17 protein-coding genes are annotated in these 18,179 nt (G+C 67.6%); 7 read left to right on the top strand and 10 right to left on the bottom strand.

Features of this window, described 5'->3' with window-relative positions:
• Positions 1 to 2 precede the first annotated feature (2 nt).
• Entirely contained in the window at positions 3 to 287 is a 285-nt protein-coding gene (locus L0977_RS06700; RefSeq protein WP_234264075.1) for a hypothetical protein, read from the bottom strand.
• 171 nt (positions 288 to 458) lie between these two features.
• Here L0977_RS06700 and L0977_RS06705 point away from each other — a divergent pair, with 171 nt between their 5' ends.
• Both L0977_RS06705 and L0977_RS06710 read left to right on the top strand, forming a co-directional pair.
• Positions 459 to 2,147 (top strand): long-chain-fatty-acid--CoA ligase, encoded by a 1,689-nt coding sequence (locus L0977_RS06705; RefSeq protein WP_234264076.1) that lies wholly within the window; start codon positions 459 to 461, stop codon positions 2,145 to 2,147.
• Between the two features lie 110 nt (positions 2,148 to 2,257).
• Positions 2,258 to 3,013, top strand: coding sequence for a 5'-methylthioadenosine/adenosylhomocysteine nucleosidase (locus tag L0977_RS06710; protein ID WP_234264077.1), 756 nt, complete (start codon positions 2,258 to 2,260; stop codon positions 3,011 to 3,013).
• 6 nt (positions 3,014 to 3,019) lie between these two features.
• On the opposite strand, the gene L0977_RS06715 is transcribed toward L0977_RS06710, so the two are convergent.
• The 3 genes from L0977_RS06715 to corA form a co-directional block, all read right to left on the bottom strand.
• Positions 3,020 to 3,724 (bottom strand): GntR family transcriptional regulator, encoded by a 705-nt coding sequence (locus tag L0977_RS06715; protein WP_234264078.1) that lies wholly within the window; start codon positions 3,722 to 3,724, stop codon positions 3,020 to 3,022.
• Between the two features lie 48 nt (positions 3,725 to 3,772).
• Entirely contained in the window at positions 3,773 to 5,050 is a 1,278-nt protein-coding gene (locus tag L0977_RS06720) for a C4-dicarboxylate transporter DctA (protein WP_234264079.1), read from the bottom strand.
• Positions 5,051 to 5,192: 142 nt separating this feature from the next.
• Positions 5,193 to 6,179: a magnesium/cobalt transporter CorA gene (gene corA, locus L0977_RS06725; RefSeq protein ID WP_234264080.1), complete on the bottom strand. Its 987-nt coding sequence runs from the start codon at positions 6,177 to 6,179 to the stop codon at positions 5,193 to 5,195.
• Positions 6,180 to 6,536: 357 nt separating this feature from the next.
• Between corA and L0977_RS06730 the strand changes: the two genes are divergently transcribed.
• Genes L0977_RS06730 through L0977_RS06745 form a run of 4 tightly spaced genes read left to right on the top strand, consistent with a single transcriptional unit; the run spans position 6,537 to position 11,292 of the window.
• Positions 6,537 to 8,000 carry an efflux transporter outer membrane subunit gene (locus L0977_RS06730; protein WP_234264081.1) on the top strand — a complete coding sequence of 488 codons (1,464 nt, stop codon included), beginning with the start codon at positions 6,537 to 6,539 and terminating at the stop codon, positions 7,998 to 8,000.
• Positions 8,001 to 8,028: 28 nt separating this feature from the next.
• Positions 8,029 to 9,354 (top strand): efflux RND transporter periplasmic adaptor subunit, encoded by a 1,326-nt coding sequence (locus L0977_RS06735; protein WP_234264082.1) that lies wholly within the window; start codon positions 8,029 to 8,031, stop codon positions 9,352 to 9,354.
• Positions 9,351 to 10,097 (top strand): ABC transporter ATP-binding protein, encoded by a 747-nt coding sequence (locus L0977_RS06740; protein ID WP_234264083.1) that lies wholly within the window; start codon positions 9,351 to 9,353, stop codon positions 10,095 to 10,097. Before L0977_RS06735 ends, L0977_RS06740 begins: the two co-directional genes overlap by 4 nt.
• A complete protein-coding gene (locus tag L0977_RS06745; RefSeq protein ID WP_234264084.1) occupies positions 10,087 to 11,292 on the top strand; it encodes an ABC transporter permease in 1,206 nt (401 codons plus the stop codon). Before L0977_RS06740 ends, L0977_RS06745 begins: the two co-directional genes overlap by 11 nt.
• A gap of 144 nt (positions 11,293 to 11,436) precedes the next feature.
• On the opposite strand, the gene purT is transcribed toward L0977_RS06745, so the two are convergent.
• The 5 genes from purT to L0977_RS06770 all read right to left on the bottom strand — a co-directional run bounded on the left by purT (position 11,437) and on the right by L0977_RS06770 (position 16,462).
• Entirely contained in the window at positions 11,437 to 12,639 is a 1,203-nt protein-coding gene (gene purT, locus L0977_RS06750; protein ID WP_234264085.1) for a formate-dependent phosphoribosylglycinamide formyltransferase, read from the bottom strand.
• On the bottom strand, positions 12,636 to 13,535 hold the full coding sequence (asd, locus tag L0977_RS06755) for an archaetidylserine decarboxylase (RefSeq protein WP_234264086.1): 900 nt from the start codon (positions 13,533 to 13,535) through the stop codon (positions 12,636 to 12,638). The genes purT and asd overlap by 4 nt, the downstream gene beginning before the upstream one ends.
• A 154-nt stretch (positions 13,536 to 13,689) precedes the next feature.
• Positions 13,690 to 13,944, bottom strand: coding sequence for a hypothetical protein (locus tag L0977_RS06760; protein WP_234264087.1), 255 nt, complete (start codon positions 13,942 to 13,944; stop codon positions 13,690 to 13,692).
• Positions 13,945 to 14,149: 205 nt separating this feature from the next.
• A complete protein-coding gene (locus L0977_RS06765; protein WP_234264088.1) occupies positions 14,150 to 15,268 on the bottom strand; it encodes a YbdK family carboxylate-amine ligase in 1,119 nt (372 codons plus the stop codon).
• Positions 15,269 to 15,271: 3 nt separating this feature from the next.
• Positions 15,272 to 16,462 (bottom strand): cation:proton antiporter, encoded by a 1,191-nt coding sequence (locus tag L0977_RS06770; protein WP_234264089.1) that lies wholly within the window; start codon positions 16,460 to 16,462, stop codon positions 15,272 to 15,274.
• A 149-nt stretch (positions 16,463 to 16,611) separates the two neighbouring features.
• On the opposite strand from L0977_RS06770, the gene L0977_RS06775 reads away from it, so the two are divergent.
• A complete protein-coding gene (locus L0977_RS06775) occupies positions 16,612 to 17,259 on the top strand; it encodes a hypothetical protein (RefSeq protein WP_234264090.1) in 648 nt (215 codons plus the stop codon).
• A 9-nt stretch (positions 17,260 to 17,268) separates the two neighbouring features.
• Here L0977_RS06775 and L0977_RS06780 read toward each other — a convergent pair whose 3' ends face one another.
• Complete coding sequence (locus L0977_RS06780; RefSeq protein WP_234264091.1) at positions 17,269 to 18,144, bottom strand: class I SAM-dependent methyltransferase; 876 nt, start codon at positions 18,142 to 18,144, stop codon at positions 17,269 to 17,271.
• Between the last annotated feature and the right edge of the window lie 35 nt (positions 18,145 to 18,179).

The following is an 18,179-nucleotide window of genomic DNA, read 5'->3' on the forward strand; positions in this document are numbered from 1 at the left end:
AGCTAACGCCCCAGCAGCGCCTCGCCCCAGTCCCAGGGGCCGGTGAGCGTCAGCGTCACCACCACCCAGGCTCCGTCAGGCCGCACCTGCAGCTCGGCGTCCCAAACCCCGCCCTCCTCCTGCGGGCCGCGGGGCCCGGGGCCTTGCCGCTCGGCCGCCGCCAGCACCCGGCGCGCCTCGGCCACCACGGCGTCCTGCTCACCGGACGGCACGCTGGCCATGGCCTCCCAGCAGCCCAGGCCCTGGCCATCGTCGCTGGCATCAAAGATCAGATAGAGCAGTTCCATGCTGTGAGCAGCGCCGCAGCGGGCCGGGGTGCGGCGGCAGCAGCGCTTCCAAAAGTGAAGTAGGCTTTCCGAACGGGCTCAGGGAAAAACAGGAGAACGGTCGTTCGATTTTCGTTCCACAATCTTAAGTTTCCGACCCGAGTCCGCACACATCCACCCGGAGAGACAAGCATGACCGCTGCAACGGCCGACCGCCCTTGGCTGGGCGCCTACCCCGAAGGGGTTCCCGCCGACATCGACGTGGACCAGTACCCTTCCCTGGTGCACCTGATCGAGGACAGCTTCACGCGCTTCGCGCCGCGCACGGCCTACAGCTTCATGGGCAAGGAGGTGACCTACGCCCAGACCGATGCGCTCTCGCGGGCCTTCGCCGCCTACCTCCAGGGCCTGGGGCTGGCCAAGGGCGACCGGGTCGCCATCATGATGCCCAACGTGCCCCAGTACCCCGTGGTGGTGGCCGGCATCCTGCGCGCCGGCTACGTGGTGGTCAACGTCAACCCGCTGTACACGGCCCGCGAGCTGGAGCACCAGCTCAAGGACTCGGGCGCCAAGGCCATCGTCATCATCGAAAACTTTGCGGCCACGCTGGAGGCCTGCCTGGCCAAGACCCCGGTCAAGCACGTGGTGCTGGCGGCCATGGGTGACCTGCTGGGCCTGCTCAAAGGCGCCATCGTCAACTACGTGGTGCGCAACGTCAAAAAGATGGTGCCCGAGTTCAGCCTGCCCCAGGCGGTGCGCTTCAACGACGCGATCGCGCGCGGCGGTCGCGGTACATTGCGCCAGCCCGACATCGGACCCGACGACGTGGCCGTGCTGCAGTACACCGGCGGCACCACGGGCGTGAGCAAGGGCGCGGTGCTGCTGCACCGCAACGTGATCGCCAACGTGCTGCAGTCCGAGGCCTGGAACGATCCGGTCATGAAGAAGGTGCCGGCCAGCGAGCAGCCCACCAGCGTCTGCGCCCTGCCGCTGTATCACATCTTCGCGTTCACCGTGAACATGATGCTGAGCCTGCGCACCGGCGGCAAGACCCTGCTCATCCCCAATCCGCGGGACCTGCCGGCCGTGCTCAAGGAGCTGTCCAAGCACACCTTCCACAGCTTCCCGGCCGTCAACACCCTGTTCAACGGCCTGGCCAACCACCCCGACTTCGGCACCGTCAACTGGAAGAACCTCAAGGTGTCCGTGGGCGGCGGCATGGCCGTGCAGGGCGCGGTGGCCAAGCTCTGGCTGGACAAGACCGGCTGCCCGATCTGCGAAGGCTACGGCCTGTCGGAAACCAGCCCTTCGGCCAGTTGCAACCCGGTCACCAACACGTCCTTCACCGGCACCATTGGCGTGCCCCTGCCGAACACCTGGATGAAGTGCATCGACGATGCCGGCAACCAGGTGCCCGTGGGCCAGCCCGGCGAGATCGCGATCAAGGGCCCGCAGGTGATGGCCGGCTACTGGCAGCGCCCCGACGAGACCGCCAAGGTCATGACCGCCGACGGGTACTTCAAGTCCGGCGACATCGGCGTCATGGACGACAAGGGCTACTTCAAGATCGTCGACCGCAAGAAGGACATGGTGCTGGTCAGCGGCTTCAACGTCTACCCCAACGAGGTCGAAGACGTGGTGGCCACGATGCCCGGCGTGCTCGAATGCGCGGTGGTCGGTGTGCCCGACGAGCGCTCGGGCGAAGCGGTCAAACTGGTGATCGTGAAGAAGGACGAATCCCTGACCGAAGCACAGGTGCGCGAGTTCTGCAAGGCCAACCTCACGGGCTACAAGCAGCCCAAGGTGATCGAGTTCCGCACCGAACTGCCCAAGACCCCGGTCGGCAAGATCCTGCGCCGCGAACTGCGCGACAAGAAGTAGCCCGCCGCGCACAGCCTGTCCTTCCCTCAGGGACAGCGCGATGCGGCTGTGCCACGTTCTCGACGCTGTCCACGCTCTGATCGCGCACAGGCTTCTGGTCCAATGCGCCCATGAACAAGACGCCCCGTACCGCCATCGTCGCCGCCCTGCACGACGAGCTCGCCAGCGTGCTGGCCCTCATGCCCGATGAGCAGAAGCAGGTGATCGGGGGCCGGGCGTTCTGGGTCGGGCATCTGCACGGGCAGGAGGTGGTGGCGGTGCTCAGCGGCATCGGCAAAGTGGCGGCAGCCACCACGGCCACGCTGTTGATAGAGCGTTTTCACGTGCAACGCATCGTGTTCACTGGCGTGGCCGGTGGCCTTGGGCCGGGTGTACGGGTCGGGGACGTGGTGTTGGCCCGCAGCTTCCTGCAACACGACATGGATGCCTCACCGCTGTTTCCGCGCCATGAGGTGCCGGGTTACGGGCGTGCCCGCTTTGACGCCGACAGCGGCTTGGCCGATGCGCTGGCACTGGCTTGCGAGCGCATGCTGGGCGCCTTGCCCCCACAGTTGGACGCCAGCACCGTTCAGGCCTTCGCTCTTCAGACCCCGCGCCTGCACCAGGGCTTGCTGATCAGCGGCGACCGCTTCGTGGCCACCACAGCCGAAAGCACCAAGCTGCAACGCGAGCTGCCCGAGGCCTTGGCGGTGGAAATGGAGGGGGCGGCATTTGCGCAGGTCTGCCACGATTTTGGCGTGCCGCTGGCGGTGGTGAGAACCATTTCGGACCGCGCCGATGACGATGCCCATGTGGATTTCCCGCGCTTCCTGCGCGACGTGGCCAGCCGCTACAGCGGTGCCATCGTTCGCGAGCTGATGGCCTGAGGCGGCTCAGCGCGTCTTGCGCGCACCCGTGACGGGCGACAGCGCCTGCCTCAGGCGGTCTTCGCGCTGCGGAACCTCCGCACTCAAGGCGCGTTCGACGTGGCCAATGTGGTCGAGCATGCGCCGCCGTGCCAACGGCAGATCACCAGCCTCCAGCGCCGCCACGATGGCGGCGTGCTCATCACAAGACTGTCTGGCGTCATGGGTGGACTGGTAGAGCGTGGCGGCGAGCGTGGTGCGGGCCGTGAGATCGCGCAGCACGTCGCACAGCAAGCGGTGGCCCAGGTTTTCCGCCAGACACACATGGAAATCCGCCAGCATGAAAGCCCTCGTGGCAGCGTCGTCCTGCTGGATGGCCAGACGCTCCTGTTCGATATGGCGGCGCAAGGCTCGGGCCACCTGCTGCAGAGGGCGGCCTTCCTCCGTGGGCTCGGTCGCGGGTGGCGCCAGGATGCCGGCCTCGACGATGCGGCGGGCCGAGAATGCGTCCCGCGCGTCGTCCATGGACGGCTCCACCACATACCAGCCCTTGCGCGGCCGCACCTCCACGAACCCCCTGGCCTGCAACTGCATCAGGGCTTCGCGCACCATGGTGCGGCTGACCTGGAAGAGGTCGGCCAGCTCCTGTTCGCCCAGCCGCTGCCCAGGCGCGAGTTGCTGCGCCAGGATGGATTCGACGACTCGTTGGGCGATTTCAAGCTGGGTGGACATCAGCCGAACACTGTAACGCCTTCGCCTTGCGCCGCCTGGACTCCTCGGTCATTCCAATCGGGGCTGTTCCCTGCCGTCCAGCACGGCATGGGCTTTGGTGCGGTCAATGTCACCTTCCCAGGCCGCGACCACCACGGTGGCCACGCAGTTGCCGATCAAGTTGCCCAGTGCCCGGGCGATGCCCATGAACCAGTCAATCGACAGCACCAGGACCAGCCCAATGGCCGGAATCGCCGGAATGGCATGCAATGTGGCAGCCAACACCACGATGGCCGAACCCGGGACGCCATGGGCACCTTTGCTGGTGACCAGCGAGATCGCCAGGATGGCCAGCAGGTCCGACATCGAGATGGGGGTGTTGGTGGCTTGCGCAATGAACACCGCCGCCAGCGTGATGTAGATGGAGAACGCGTCCAGGTTGAAGGAATAGCCGGTGGGAATGACCAGACCCACGGTGGAGTCCTTGATGCCCATGCCGCGCAGCTTGGCCATGATCTGCGGCAACACGCTGTCGGACGATGTGGTGGCAAACACCACGGCCAGTTCCTCGCGCAGATAGCGCAACAACTTGAAGATGCTGAAGCCGGCCATGCGCATGATCAGACCCAGCACCACAAAGACAAAGAAGATCACAGCGCCGTAGAACAGCAACACCAGCATGCCCAACTGCTTGAGCGAACCCAGGCCGTATTTGCCCACGGTGAAGGCAATGGCACCCAGCACGCCCAGCGGGGCGAGTTTGATGATGAGGCCCATGATCTTGAACAGCACCTGCGAGAGCGTGTCGATGAAACCCGCCACCGGCGCACCACGTTCGCCCAGCAAAGCCAGGGCGCAGCCGAACAGCACGGCAAACAGCAGCACCTGAAGCACATCGCCGTTGGCAAAAGCCGCCACCACCGTGGTGGGAATCAGCTTCATCAGGAACTCCACCGTGCCTCCGCTGGTGAGCTTGTCCGCATTGCTGGCGTAGGCACTCATGGCAGACGCGTCGAGTGTGGCCGGGTTCACGTTCATGCCCACGCCGGGCTGGAACCAGAACGCCAGCACCAGGCCCAGCAACAGGGCGATGGTGGTGACGACCTCGAAATAGATCAGCGCCTTGACGCCAACCCGGCCGACCCGCTTGAGATCACCTGCGCCCGCGATGCCATGCACCACCACGCAGAAGACCAGCACCGGGATGATCATCTTGATGAGCTTGATGAATCCATCACCCAAGGGCTTGAGTTTGACCGCCAGCTCCGGCGATACGAACCCCAGGGCAATGCCCAGCAGCAGGGCCAGCAACACCTGCCCGAACAGGGACTTGAAAAACTTGGCCACCTTTTCTCCTCGACAAGTTAGAAATACAAATCTTGTATGCAAGAATGTAGGCAAGAAAACCTGTTGGCTTTCGAGGGATTTCCCTAGGTTGGAATGGCCGTCTGTCGGCGTGCAGGACGGCGCTGACCTGGCCAGACGGGGCCTACCTCAACCAGCCCCGCTTGCGGAAATAGATCATCGGCACCACGGCCGAGATGATCATCAGCACGATGGCGAAGGGATACCCCAGCTTCCACTGCAGCTCGGGCATGAACTGGAAGTTCATGCCGTAGCTGCTGGCCACCAGCGTGGGGGGCAGCAGCGAAACGCTGGCCACCGAGAAGATCTTGATGATCTTGTTCTGGTTGATGTTGATGAAACCGACCGTCGCGTCCATCAGGAAGTTGATCTTGTCGAACAGGAACGCGGTGTGGCCATCGAGCGAATCCAGATCGCGCAGGATCTGGCGCGCGTCCTCGAACTGCTCGGCGCTCAGCAGCCGGCTGCGCATCATGAAGCTGACGGCGCGGCGCGTGTCCATCACGTTGCGGCGGATGCGGCCCGACATGTCCTCGTGCCGGGCGATGGCACCCAGCGCCTCGCCCAGCGCGCTGTCGGTCGCTTCGCTGGAGAGCACCTTGTGGCTGACCTGCTCCAGATCGTCGTAGATGTCTTCCAGCGTGTCGGCGCAGTACTCGGCGTCGGCGTCGAACAGCATCAGCAGCACGTCCTTGGCGTCCTCGATCAGGCCCGGCATGCGGCGTGCGCGCATGCGCAGCAGGCGGAACACCGGCACGTCCTCGTCGTGGATGGAGAACAGCACGCCCCGGCTCTTGAGGCTGTCGTTGTGTTCGTTGAGGATGAAGGCCACCCGCACCGCACGCGGGTCTTCGGGGTCATCGATCAGAAAGTCCGAGCGCACATGCAGCTCGCCGTTGTCTTCCTCGAAGAAACGCGCCGACTCCTCGATGTCGTCGTCCATCGCATCTTCGGGGATGGACAGACCAAAATGCTGCTTGACCCAGCGCCGCTCCTCGGGCGTGGGGTCTTCCAGGTCGACCCAGATGGGCTTGAACCGGGCCAGCTCTTCGAGCGACTCGATTTCTTCCTGGAACAGGCGGCCATTGGCCAGGGTGAAGACGTTGAGCATGGGGCGCTCCCGGCTGGACGGTGGACTGGGCGAAACGGAGCGAGGCGAGGGCCTCAGGGTTCGGCGGCGCTTTCAGCCGACCGGCCGCCCGTATCAGCCACCGCAGGATCCACGGCGCTCAGGCAGTCCCGGTAGAGGCTGAAAGCACACAACTGGGGGGCGTGCTTTCCATGGCAATCTCCGAAAGGATATGCCCCGAATTATGGCACCGCCACCTGAGCAGACCGGTGCGCGCCAGCGCATTTCCGAGCCCGCGTCGGCGTTTACAGGAACTTCACACAATCGCCATGGAACGGAATGCAAAGGTCGCCACAATCGGTTCCGTGCCCCGATGCCGGGTGCTCTGACACTCACACCATGACCGCCCTGCCCGACGCCCCTTTTCACGCCGCAGCCGCACGGCGCCCCCTGCACGCCGCCATCGGCGCGATCAGCCTGGCCGTGCTCACCGGCTGTGCCAGCCTGTCGGCCCCCGCAACCGCCGACCTGCCCGCCATCGCCACGCCCGCCCAGTGGCGGACCGCGCCTGCCGAGGCCGGCAGCGCCACCGCCCTGGCCAGTTGGTGGCAGCGCTTCGGCGATGCCGAGCTCACCGCCCTCATCACCCAGGCCCTGCAGGCCAACACCTCGGTGCGCAGCGCGCAAGCCTCGCTGCAACAAGCCCGTGCCCAGCGCGATGCCGCGCAGGCGGGCCTGTGGCCCACGCTGACCGGGTCGGGCTCGGGCCAGCGCAGCAAGAGCGGCGATGCGGCCGCCAGCAACCGTTTCCAGGCCGGGCTGGACGCCAGTTGGGAGCCCGATCTGTTTGGCGCCAACCGCAGCACGGCGCAGGCCAGCGAGGCCGACCTGGCGGCCGCCGGCACCACGCTGGCCAATGCCCAGGTTTCGCTGGCCGCCGAAGTCGCCCTGGGTTACATCGACCTGCGCGGCCTGCAACAGCGCCTGGCCATCGCCCAGGCCAGCCTGGCCGCCCAGGCGGAGACCCTGCAGATCACCCGCTGGCGCGCGCAAGCCGGACTGGCCGCCTCGCTGGACGTGGAGCAGGCCCTGGCGGCGTACGAACAGACGGCCGCCCAGGTGCCGGCCTTGCAGACCAGCATCGGCCAGAACCTCAACGCCCTGGCGGTACTGACCGGCCAGGCCCCGGGCGCCCTGAACGAGCGCCTTGCCAGCGCTGCCCCGGTGCCCCAGGCATCTGCCACGCTGGCCCTGGCGATCCCGGCCGAGGTCTTGCGCCAGCGGCCCGATGTGCGCACCGCCGAATACCGCATCGGTGCCGCCCTGGCCCGCCTGGACGCGGCCGAAGCCGACCGCTATCCGAGCCTGCGCATCGGGGGTTCGGTGGGCCTGTCGGCGCTGACGCTGTCGGGACTGGGCAGCGGCGCCACCATCGCCAACAGCCTGCTCGCGAGCATTTCGCTGCCCCTGTTCGACGGCGGCACGCGCCGCGCCCAGGTGCAATCACAGGAAGCCGCGCTCGAAGCCGCGCGCGTGAACTACGAGGCCGCCGTGCTCACGGCCCTGCAGGACGTGGAAGACGCGCTGCTGGCCCTGCGCGGTGACCAGGAGCGACTGGTCCGCCAGCAGAGCGCCCAGCAGGCTGCCGCCAACGCGGACCTGCTGGCCCGCCAGCGCTACAGCAGCGGCCTGATCGACTTCCGCACCGTGCTGGACACGCAGCGCACCCTGCTGTCCGCCCAGGACAGCGTGGCCAGCACCCAGGCAAGCATCGCGGCCGACCACGTGCGCCTGTACAAGGCGCTGGGCGGCGGCTGGAATCCCGAAGCGGCCACCTCCACCGAACCCGCGTCGACCCGCTGACATCGAACCCCCTCACGCCGGACACACCATGAGCAAGAAGAAGGAAGCCACCTCCGCCGAACTCCAGGACCTGCTGGGCCAGGACAGCCCCCCGCGCTGGTGGCAGCGCACCTCGCTGTGGGCAGGCCTGGCCGTGCTGGCCCTGGCCGGCGGCGGCCTGTACGTCTGGCAAGCCCAGCAGCAGTCGCGGGCCGCACCGGTCTACCTGACCGAGGCCGTCAAACGCGGCGACATCACCCTGACGGTCGCGGCCAACGGCACGCTGCAGCCCACGCGCTCGGTCAACGTCGGCAGCGAACTCTCGGGCACCGTCAAACGGGTGCTCGTGGATGTGAACGACCGCGTCAAAGCCGGGCAGGTGCTGGTCGAGCTGGACACGGCCAAGCTGGTCGACCAGGTCACCCAGGCCCGCGCAGGGCTGGCTTCCGCGCAAGCTTCGCTGGCCCAGACCAGCGCCACGCTGAAGGAAGCCCAGGCCTCGCTGGCCCGCTACGAAGAGGTCGCGCGCCTGTCCGGCGGCAAGGTGCCGTCGGCCACCGAACTCGACACCGCACGGGCCGCCGTCGAGCGGGCGGTGGCCGCCGAAAACGCGGCACGTGCCAGCGTCGAACAGTCGCGCGCCACGCTCTCGACCAACGAAACCAACCTGTCCAAGGCCTCCATCCGCTCGCCCATCGACGGTGTGGTGCTCTCGCGCTCGGTCGACCCGGGCAACGCGGTCGCAGCCTCGCTGCAGGCGGTCACGCTGTTCTCGGTCGCCGAGAACCTGACCCAGCTCAAACTGGACGTGGCGGTCGACGAGGCCGACGTCGGGGCCGTGCAGGCGGGGCAGAAAGCCACCTTCACCGTCAGCGCCTTCCCATCCCGCCGCTACCCGGCCACCATCGAGCGCGTGGCCTTCGGCTCCACCAAGACCGACAACGTGGTCACCTACACGACCACGCTGGGCGTGGACAACGCCGACCTCAGCCTGCGCCCGGGCATGACCGCGTCGGCCACCATCGTGGCCAAGGAAAGCCAGGGCGCGCTGCTGGTGCCCAACACGGCGCTGCGCTTCACGCCAGCCAGCGCCGGCGCTGCGCCCGCGAGCGCCAGTGCATCGAGCGATGGCGGCATCCTGTCCAAGATCATGCCGCGCCCGCCGCGCTCGAACACGCCCAAGACCGCCGGCGTCGATCGCCGCGGCGGCGGGGCCGGCCCGCGCCAGATCTGGGTGCTGCGCGACGGCCAGCCGGCCGCGGTATCGGTGCGCACCGGCATCAGCGACGGCCGCATGACCGAGGTCACGGGCGAAGGCCTGGAAGCGGGCATGCCCGTCATCATCGAGCAGCGCGCCGGAGGCAGCCGCTCATGACAGACACCGGCACCCTTGCGCTGATCCGGCTGCGCAACATCACCAAGACCTACGGCGAGGGCGCGACCGCCTTCCTCGCCCTGCGGGGCGTGGACCTGGACATCGAGGCCGGCGACTTCGTTGCCATCATGGGGCCCAGCGGGTCGGGCAAATCCACGGCCATGAACACGCTGGGCTGCCTGGACGTGCCCAGCGGGGGCGAATACCTGTTTCGCGGCGTGCACGTGGAAAACCTCTCGCGCGACGAGCGGGCCCGCCTGCGCCGCCGTTACCTGGGCTTCGTGTTCCAGGGCTTTCACCTGCTGGCACGGACCTCGGCCCAGGAAAACGTCGAGCTGCCCCTGGTCTATCGGGGTGAGCCCGCCGCGCAGCGTCACGAAGCGGCCCGTCGCGCCCTCGACAAAGTCGGCCTCAAGGGATGGGAACACCACACCCCGGCCGAGCTTTCGGGCGGGCAGCAGCAGCGGGTGGCCATCGCGCGCGCCATCGTGACCGAACCCCAGGTGCTGCTGGCCGACGAGCCGACCGGCAACCTGGACACCCAGCGCAGCCACGAAATCATGGAGCTGCTCTGGCGCCTGAACACCGAGCAGGGCATCACCGTGCTGATGGTCACCCACGAGCCCGACATGGCCGTCTATGCCCGGCGCATCGTGCGCTTTGTCGATGGCGTGGTCGCCAGCGATGAGCCCAACGAGCCCCTGCTGCTGCGCCCCACCCCGGAGACCGGCCATGTGGCTTAACACCCTCATCCTCGCGCTGCGCTCGATCCGCCGCAATCTGCTGCGCTCGTTCCTGACCGTGCTCGGCATCGTGATCGGCGTCAGCGCCGTGATCACCATGGTGACCGTGGGCAACGGCGCCACGATGGCGGTGCAGAACCAGATTTCCGGCCTGGGCACCAACCTGCTGCAGATCCGCCCCGGCCAACGCATGGGGCCTGGTGGCAGTGGTGGCGCGCCCTCCTTCAAGGACACCGATGCCGATGCCATTGCCAGTCAGATCGGCGGCGTGACCGCCGTGGCACCCGAAGCCCGCACCGGCACCACCATCGTGGCCGGTGGCCGCAACTGGAGCAGCAGCATCATCGGCAGCACCAACCAGTGGCTGGTGACCGGCAACTGGACCATCGCAGACGGGCGCGAGTTCACCAACGACGAGCTGCGCGCCGGCGCGGCCGTGTGTCTGATCGGCCAGACCGTGCAGCGCGAGCTGTTCGGCAGCGGCAGCGCCGTCGGCTCGCAACTGCGCGTGAAGGCCATGTCGTGCGAGGTCATCGGCGTGCTCGGCTCCAAGGGCCAGGGCGCCTTCGGCAACGACCAGGACGACATGGTGCTGATGCCGCTGAACACCTTGCAGCGGCGCATCACCGGCAACACGCGGGTCAACACCCTGCTGGTGTCCATGGCCGACGGCGCCGACCCCGCGCGTGTCACGGCCAGCCTGACGCAACTGCTGCGCGAACGCCGCAAGCTGGCCGACAGCGACGAGAACAACTTCAACGTGCTGGACACCAAGCAGCTCGCCGACACGCTCTCGGGCACCACCCAGGTGATGACCATGCTGCTGGGCGCCGTGGCCGCCGTGAGCCTGCTGGTGGGGGGCATCGGCATCATGAACATCATGCTGGTGAGCGTCACCGAGCGCACGCGCGAAATCGGTCTGCGCCTGGCCATCGGCGCGCTCGAACGCGAGGTGCTGCTGCAGTTCCTGATTGAAGCCGTGGTCCTGGCCGCCCTGGGCGGGCTGGCCGGCATCGTGCTGGCGACCCTGGCATCGATTGGCCTGTCGGCCGTCATGAACGTGCCCTACCAGTTCAACGCCAGCGTGAACCTGCTGTCCTTTGTGTTCTCGGCCGCCATCGGCGTGGTGTTCGGCTATTTCCCGGCCCGCAGCGCTGCTCGACTGAACCCGATCGACGCCTTGCGACACGAGTAGCAGGGTCACCCCCCTGCGCCGCTGACGCGGCCTCCCCCCGCTCTTGCGCGCCGCCACGCGGCGCTGGGCAGAGGGGCAGCACCTGTGGCCCAGCGGAGCCGGTTCCACGGTGCCCCTGCATGAAGGCGCACCGTTCGGACGGCTTCAGCCCCTGCGCGGCTGCACTTTGCTCGCCGCCAGCTTGGCGTTCGCCCGCGCGGCATCGGTGGTCTCGGCGCGCGCCAGCGCCACACCCATGCGGCGCTTGGTGAAGCTCTCGGGCTTGCCGAACAGGCGCAGATCGGTGCCGGGCACCGCCAGGGCTTCGTCCACGCCATCGAACACGATGCCCTGGGCGTCGACACCACCGTAGATCACGGCGCTGGCGCCCGGGTTGCGCAGGCGGGTGTCGACCGGCAAGCCCAGGATGGCGCGCGCGTGCAGCTCGAACTCGCTCTGGTGCTGGGTGCACAGCGTGACCAGGCCGGTGTCGTGCGGGCGCGGGCTGACTTCGCTGAACCAGACCTGATCACCCTTGACGAACAGTTCCACGCCAAACAGCCCCAGGCCGCCCAGATCGTCGGTCACGGCCTTGGCGATCTGGCGTGATTGGTCGATCGCGGCCGCCGACATGGCCATGGGCTGCCAGCTCTCGACATAGTCACCACCGACCTGCACGTGGCCGATCGGGTCGCAGAAGTGGGTCTGGACGGCGCCATCCGCGCCCTTGGCGCGCACCGTCAGTTGCGTGATCTCGTAGTCGAAGTCGATGAAGCCCTCGACGATGATCCGTCCGTGGCTCACCCGGCCGCCGGCCATGGCGTAATCCCAGGCTTTCTGCACGTCGGCCGGTCCGTCGATCTTGCTCTGGCCCTTGCCGCTGGAACTCATCACCGGCTTGACGATGCAGGGGTAGCCGATGCCGGCGTCGATGGCCGCCTGCAGCTCGGCCAGCGAGTCGCAGAACCGGTAGGGGCTGGTGGGCAGACCCAGGGTTTCGGCCGCCAGGCGGCGGATGCCCTCGCGGTCCATGGTCAGGCGCGCGGCGCGCGCCGTCGGGATCACGGTCACCACGCCCGCCGCCTCCAGCTCCTGCAGCATGGGCGTGGCGATGGCTTCGATCTCAGGCACCACCAGGTGCGGGCGTTCGGCCTCGATCAGCGCCTTGAGCTGCGCCGGGTCGCTCATGGTGATGGTGCGCGCATGGTGCGCCACCTGCTGGCCGGGCGCGTTGTCGTAGCGGTCGACCGCAATGGTCTCGACGCCCAGGCGCTGCAGCGCGATCAGCACCTCCTTGCCCAGTTCGCCGCTGCCCAGCAGCATGACGCGGGTGGCCGAAGGGGAAAGCGGGGTGCCGAGCGTGGTCATGAAAGGTCCTGAGGATGGGGAAGGGTGTCGGGTTCGTCGGGCACGGCCGTGCCCATGGCCTGGCCCATGCGCACCGCGAGGCCCGGCTGCCAATGGGGGTTGAAGTCGATCGTGTGCCGGGGCCAGAGCATCACCACGGTGGAACCCAGCAGGAAGCAGCCCATTTCTTCGCCGCGATCCAGCACAAAGCTCTGGTCGTCGTACGGCCATTCCCGCACCTGACCGGGGCGCGGCGGGTTCACCACGCCATGCCAGACGGTGGCCATGCTGCCGACGATGGTGGCCCCCACCAGCACCAGGGCAAAGGGGCGTTTCTCGTGCCGCGGGCCGTGCGGCACGTCGAACAGGCACACGACCCGCTCGTTGCGCGCAAACAGGCCGGGCACGCCGCGGGCCGTGGCGGGATTGACCGAAAACAGCGCCCCCGGCACGTGGATCATGCGGCGCAGCCGCGCGGCGCTGGGCATGTGGATGCGGTGGTAGTCGCGCGGGCTGAGGTAGATGGTGGCGAAGTCGCCGTCGTCGAACTGGCTGGCCAGCCCCGCGTCGCCCCCCAGCAAGGCCTGCGTGGAATAGTGATGCCCCTTGGCCTGGAAGATCTGGTCGCGCTGAATCGGGCCGAACTGGCTGATGGCGCCATCGACCGGGCACAGGAAATCGGCCGCCGACAACGGCCTCGCCCCGGGGCGCAAGGTCCGGGTGAAGAATTCGTTGAAGCTGCGGTAACTGGCTGGGTCCGGGTTGGCCGCCTCGGACATGTCCACCCCGTAACGCTGGATGAAGCGGCGGATGGCCATCTCGGTCAGAGCGCCAGCCTGGGCGCGCGCCAGCCGCCCGGCCAGGCGGGTCAACGCCTGCTTGGGCAACACATATTGCAGGGCAACGGAAAATTCCACGTCGGTGACGGATTGGGCGGGGGAGGCGGCAGAACCGGGGAGCGCCGATTGTAGGACCGCAGGCCCGTTGGCGCGGGGCGACCGGTGCGCCTGAAGCCCTGGGGATCGCGCCGGCCCCGTCCCTGGACGCGGCGCCCCCTTTGAAAGGCCGCGCTCAGTGCACGGCGTGCAGCGCCGGCTGGGCCTGGGCGTACCAGTCGCACCCGCCGTCGGTGAAGGCGTCTTCATCGATGGCGGCGTCGAAAGCCTGGGTCTGCGGATGCGTGATCGGGATCAACGGCTTGTCCAGCGGCCGGCACACGCGCTGGCGCAGGCTGCGCAGCGGCCGGCTGCTTTCCATGGCGCTGATCACGGCTTCGGGGTCCAGCATCAGCACGAAGGGGTTGAGGCGGTTGGCAGCGGAGTTCATGGCGGTGTCCTGAAAAGCGGGGGGTTTGTGGCGATGACAATTCGTTTGTCGATGTCACAAACTGTATTTGGGCTGTTTCAGAAGGTTAAGTCGGCGCCCTGCCATGCCGTGTGTAGGAAGCCGCCCGACAAAGCCGGAACTGACCGGAAAACCCCCGGCTTTTCCGGCCTCCGGACGCCGTCGGAGCCGGGCAGATGCGGGGATTTCAGGCCCGCAAGGCCTCGACGCTGGCCGCCACCACGCCTTGAACGCTGCCACTGGCGGCGTAACACTTGCGCAGGTAGCTGGCGTGGTTGCCGTCGCGCGCGGCCGTGCGTTCGATCTCGTCCATCGCGGCCTGGGACTGCAGCGCGTCGGCATGGGGGGCGATCTTGCGCAGGGTGGCCAGCACGTCTTCGCGGATGCTGATCTGCTCGCGCGTCTTGGGATTGACCATCATGCCGTCCAGGCCGAAGCGGCAGGCCTGGAAGCGGTTGTAGGTGTAGACGAGGTAGTCGTCTTCCTCCGGCGGCGGCTCGTTGCGCTCCAGCAGATGGCGGCACAGCGCCTGCAGATAGCAGGCCAGGCCGGCGGCGCGCTCCACCGTCAGCGGCGTGTCGCACACACGCAGCTCGATGGTGCCGTATTCGGGCTTGGGCCGGATGTCCCAGTAGAAGTCCTTCATCGACTTGACCACGCCGGTGCTCTCCATCTTGGTGAAGTAGACATTGGCGAACTCTTCCCAGCTCAGCATGAACGGCGCCCGCCCGCTCAGCGGGAACGCGAACACCGAATTCAGGCGCGCTGAGTCGAACAGCGTGTCCACCCCCTGCGAAAACGGCGACGAGGCCGACAGCGCGATGAAGTGCGGCACGTAGCGGTTGAGCGAATGCAGCAGGAACAGCGCCTCGTCGGGCGAGCTGCAGCCCACGTGCACGTGCTGGCCGAACACCGTGAACTGCTTGGCCAGGTAGCCGTACAGGCCCGACAGCTCCTGGAAGCGTGGCTTGGAAAAGATGCGCTGCTCGAACCAGCGCTGGAACGGGTGGGTGCCGCCCCCGGCGATCTCGATGTTGAGCCGGTCGCACGCATGCACCAGCGTGTCGCGAATGGCGCGCAACTGCGCCAGCAACGGCCCGTGTTCGCTCTGCACGTCGGTGGCGATCTCGATCATGCTCTGCGTCATCTCCGGCGTGACCATGCCCGGGAAAGGCTTGCGCCGCAGCAGTTCCAGCAGGTCGTTGGCGCTGCTGGACAGGTCCATGTCGTAGGTGTTGACCAGTTGCAGTTCAAGCTCGACCCCCAGGGTCAGCGACTCGGAGACCTTGAAGGTTTCCAACGGCATGGTTCAGGGCTCCTGGGTGACGTGGGTTTCGGCCGCGGCGTGCAAGGCGCGCTGCGTGACCAGCGGGCCCAGCAGTTCCTGCACCAGCATCATGAAGGCCATCACCGCCAGCACATCGCGCGCCGGGGCAAAGCCCAGGATGCGGCTCTGCTCCAGCAGCAGGATGGCAAAGGCCGACATCGGCATGAGCGCCAGCCCGGCCAGCACGCCCTTGCGCTCGGTGCTGCCCGACAGCCGCGCCGCAGCCACGTTGCACAGCACTTTGGAGGCCGTGCGCACCACCATCAGCGTGAGCCCCAGCGCCAGGCCCGCGGGCACCGCCCGCCAGTCCAGCAGGGCGGCGATGTAGACGAACATGAAGATGTTGAGCAGATCGCCCGCCGTGCCGAAACCGCGCTGGGCGTTGGTCAGGTGCACGCGGCGCTCGCGGGCCACGATGCCGAAAGTCAGTGCGGCCAGCAGCGGAGACAGCTTGAGCCCGTAGGACAGGGTCGTCAGCAGCAGCACCGCCAGCGCGAACACCAGGGTCACGTCACGCGCCTGGATGCGCTGGGCCCGCAGCAACGCCGGCATGGCCACGCCCAGCAGCGCGCCGGCGGCCACCGACGTCACCAGCACGTGCACGCTGCCCAGCACGGCCTGCACCATGTCGCCCGAGGTGGACAGGTGCCAGTACCCCACCACCAGCTTGAGCGCCAGCACCGCCACCATGCAGTTGATGGCGCACAGGTGCAGCACCCGCTCGGTCACCTGGCCGGTGCTGCGCAGTTCGTTGGCCACGCGAACGATACCGGCCGGCGAGGCCGAGACCGACAGCGACGCGATGATCAGCCGGGTGTCCACCGGCAGCTCGAACCAGCCGGCGGCGAAATACACCAGCGCAAAAGTCAGCACCGATTCCACCAGCCCGAGCACCAACACCCAGGGGTTGTGGCGGAACCAGCGCAGATGGATGCGGTAGCCCAGTTCGAACAGCACCAGCGACAGCGCCACATTGGCCAGGAACGGCAAGCCCGGCACGGACTCGGTCACCCCGGGCAGGTTGAACAGGCTGGCCACCAGCCCCACCGCCACGTAACTGCTGACCCGGGGAATGCCCGCCGACTCGTTCAGACGCTCCCCCAGGAACCAGGCCACCAGCAACACCAGTGGCCAGGTCACGGCCTGCAACAGAAAGGTCATGTCTTCGGGCATCGGCGCGGGCCTCCTGGGGTTGTGGTCGGTCTGGAGGGCGGATCGTAACCGCGACGGCAGCCCCTGACCATCGGGCCAAGCCGGCAGAAATGCACACCCGGACACCGACCGGTTACAAACCCGACATGGGCTTGTGGTCCACTACGAATATGAAGCTCCAACAAATGTTCCCGCTGGCCCGCCTGCGCCCGCATCTGCCACGCCACGCCCCGGCCGTGTTCCTGCTGTGTGCCTGCGCCACCCTGGCCCACGCCCAGGCGCCCGAGCCCGTCAGCCCCGCCAAAAAGGAGCTGGTGAGCAAACTGGTTCGCCTGCAGCAGCCCGGCATCGAGAACCTGGCCCGCTCCCTGGTCGAGGAACCGGCCGCCATCCTGCTCGAACGGGCGAGCCAGGTGGTCGCTGCCCGCGTGCCGGCCGACAAACAGGACGCCCTGGGCAAAGATGTGCAGGGCGACGTGCAGAAATACCTGAACGACACCGTGCCCCAGGTGCGCAGCCGCGCGGTCGCGCTGGCGCCGTCCACCATCGGCAGCCTGCTGGAGCAGAAGTTCACCGAGGACGAGCTGCGCCAGGTCATCGCCGTGCTCGAATCCCCCGCGTTCGCCAAGTACCAGCAACTCAGCAGCGAGATGCAACAGGCGCTGCAGTCGAAGCTGGTGGCCGAGACCCGCAGCACGGTGGGCCCGCGGGTGCAGGCCCTGGAAAAGTCCATCGGCGATCGCCTCGCGGCCGCCCAGGGCCCCGCCAGCGGCAATGCGCCCGCGGCCAAGCCGCCGGCGAAAGCACCCGGCAAATAAACGCCCTGGTCAGGCGCGGAAGCGCCCGGCCAGCGGCTGCAGACCGCATTCGTCCAGCAAGGCCCGCAGGCGTTCGCCCGCGCGGGCCTGCAGAGCAGCCTGCGGAGACGGCCGCCGGCGCGCCACGATCAGCTCGTTCTTCATGGAGTGCTCCCAGCCCACGAGTTCGGTCACCGTGACCTCGTAACCCTGCGCCTCCAGTTGCAGGCAGCGCAGCACGTTGGTGATCTGGCTGCCGAACTCGCGTGTGTGCAGCGGGTGCCGCCAGAGTTCGGCCAGCGGCGTGCGCGACAGGTTCAGTGCCTTGTGCTGGCGCATCACCGACGCCACTTCGGCCTGGCAACAAGGCACCAGCACCATGAAACGCGCCTGGCGCGCCAGCCCGAAGGCGATGGCGTCGTCGGTGGCGGTGTCGCAGGCATGCAGTGCCGTCACCACGTCGATCTGCGGCGGCAGGTCCGGGTGGTCCATGGCCTGCTGCACGGTGGTGGCCAGAAACTTCATGCGCTGAAACCCGAGGCGCTGCGCCAGCGCCACCGATTTCTCGACCAGCTCGCTGCGCGCCTCCACGCCGTACACCCAGCCGGTGGACTTGGCTTTGAAGAACAGGTCGTAGAGGATGAACCCCAGGTAGGACTTGCCGGCGCCGTGGTCGGCCAGTGTCACGTCGCCACGCTCGTCCAGCACCTGCTGCAGCAGCGGCTCGATGAATTGCACCAGGTGGTAGACCTGCTTGAGTTTGCGCCGCGTATCCTGGTTGAGCTTGCCCTCGCGCGTGAGGATGTGCAGCTCCTGCAGCAGTTCGACGGACTGGCCCTCGCGCAACTCGGGCAGTTGCTGCTGCAGCGTGGGTGCGGCGCGGTGGCGTGAAGACGGTTTCGGCATGGGGCGATCATAAGGACGCGCCGCCACCACTGCCG

This window comes from Hydrogenophaga sp. NFH-34 (assembly GCF_021401345.1).
Taxonomy (GTDB): domain Bacteria; phylum Pseudomonadota; class Gammaproteobacteria; order Burkholderiales; family Burkholderiaceae_C; genus Hydrogenophaga; species Hydrogenophaga electricum.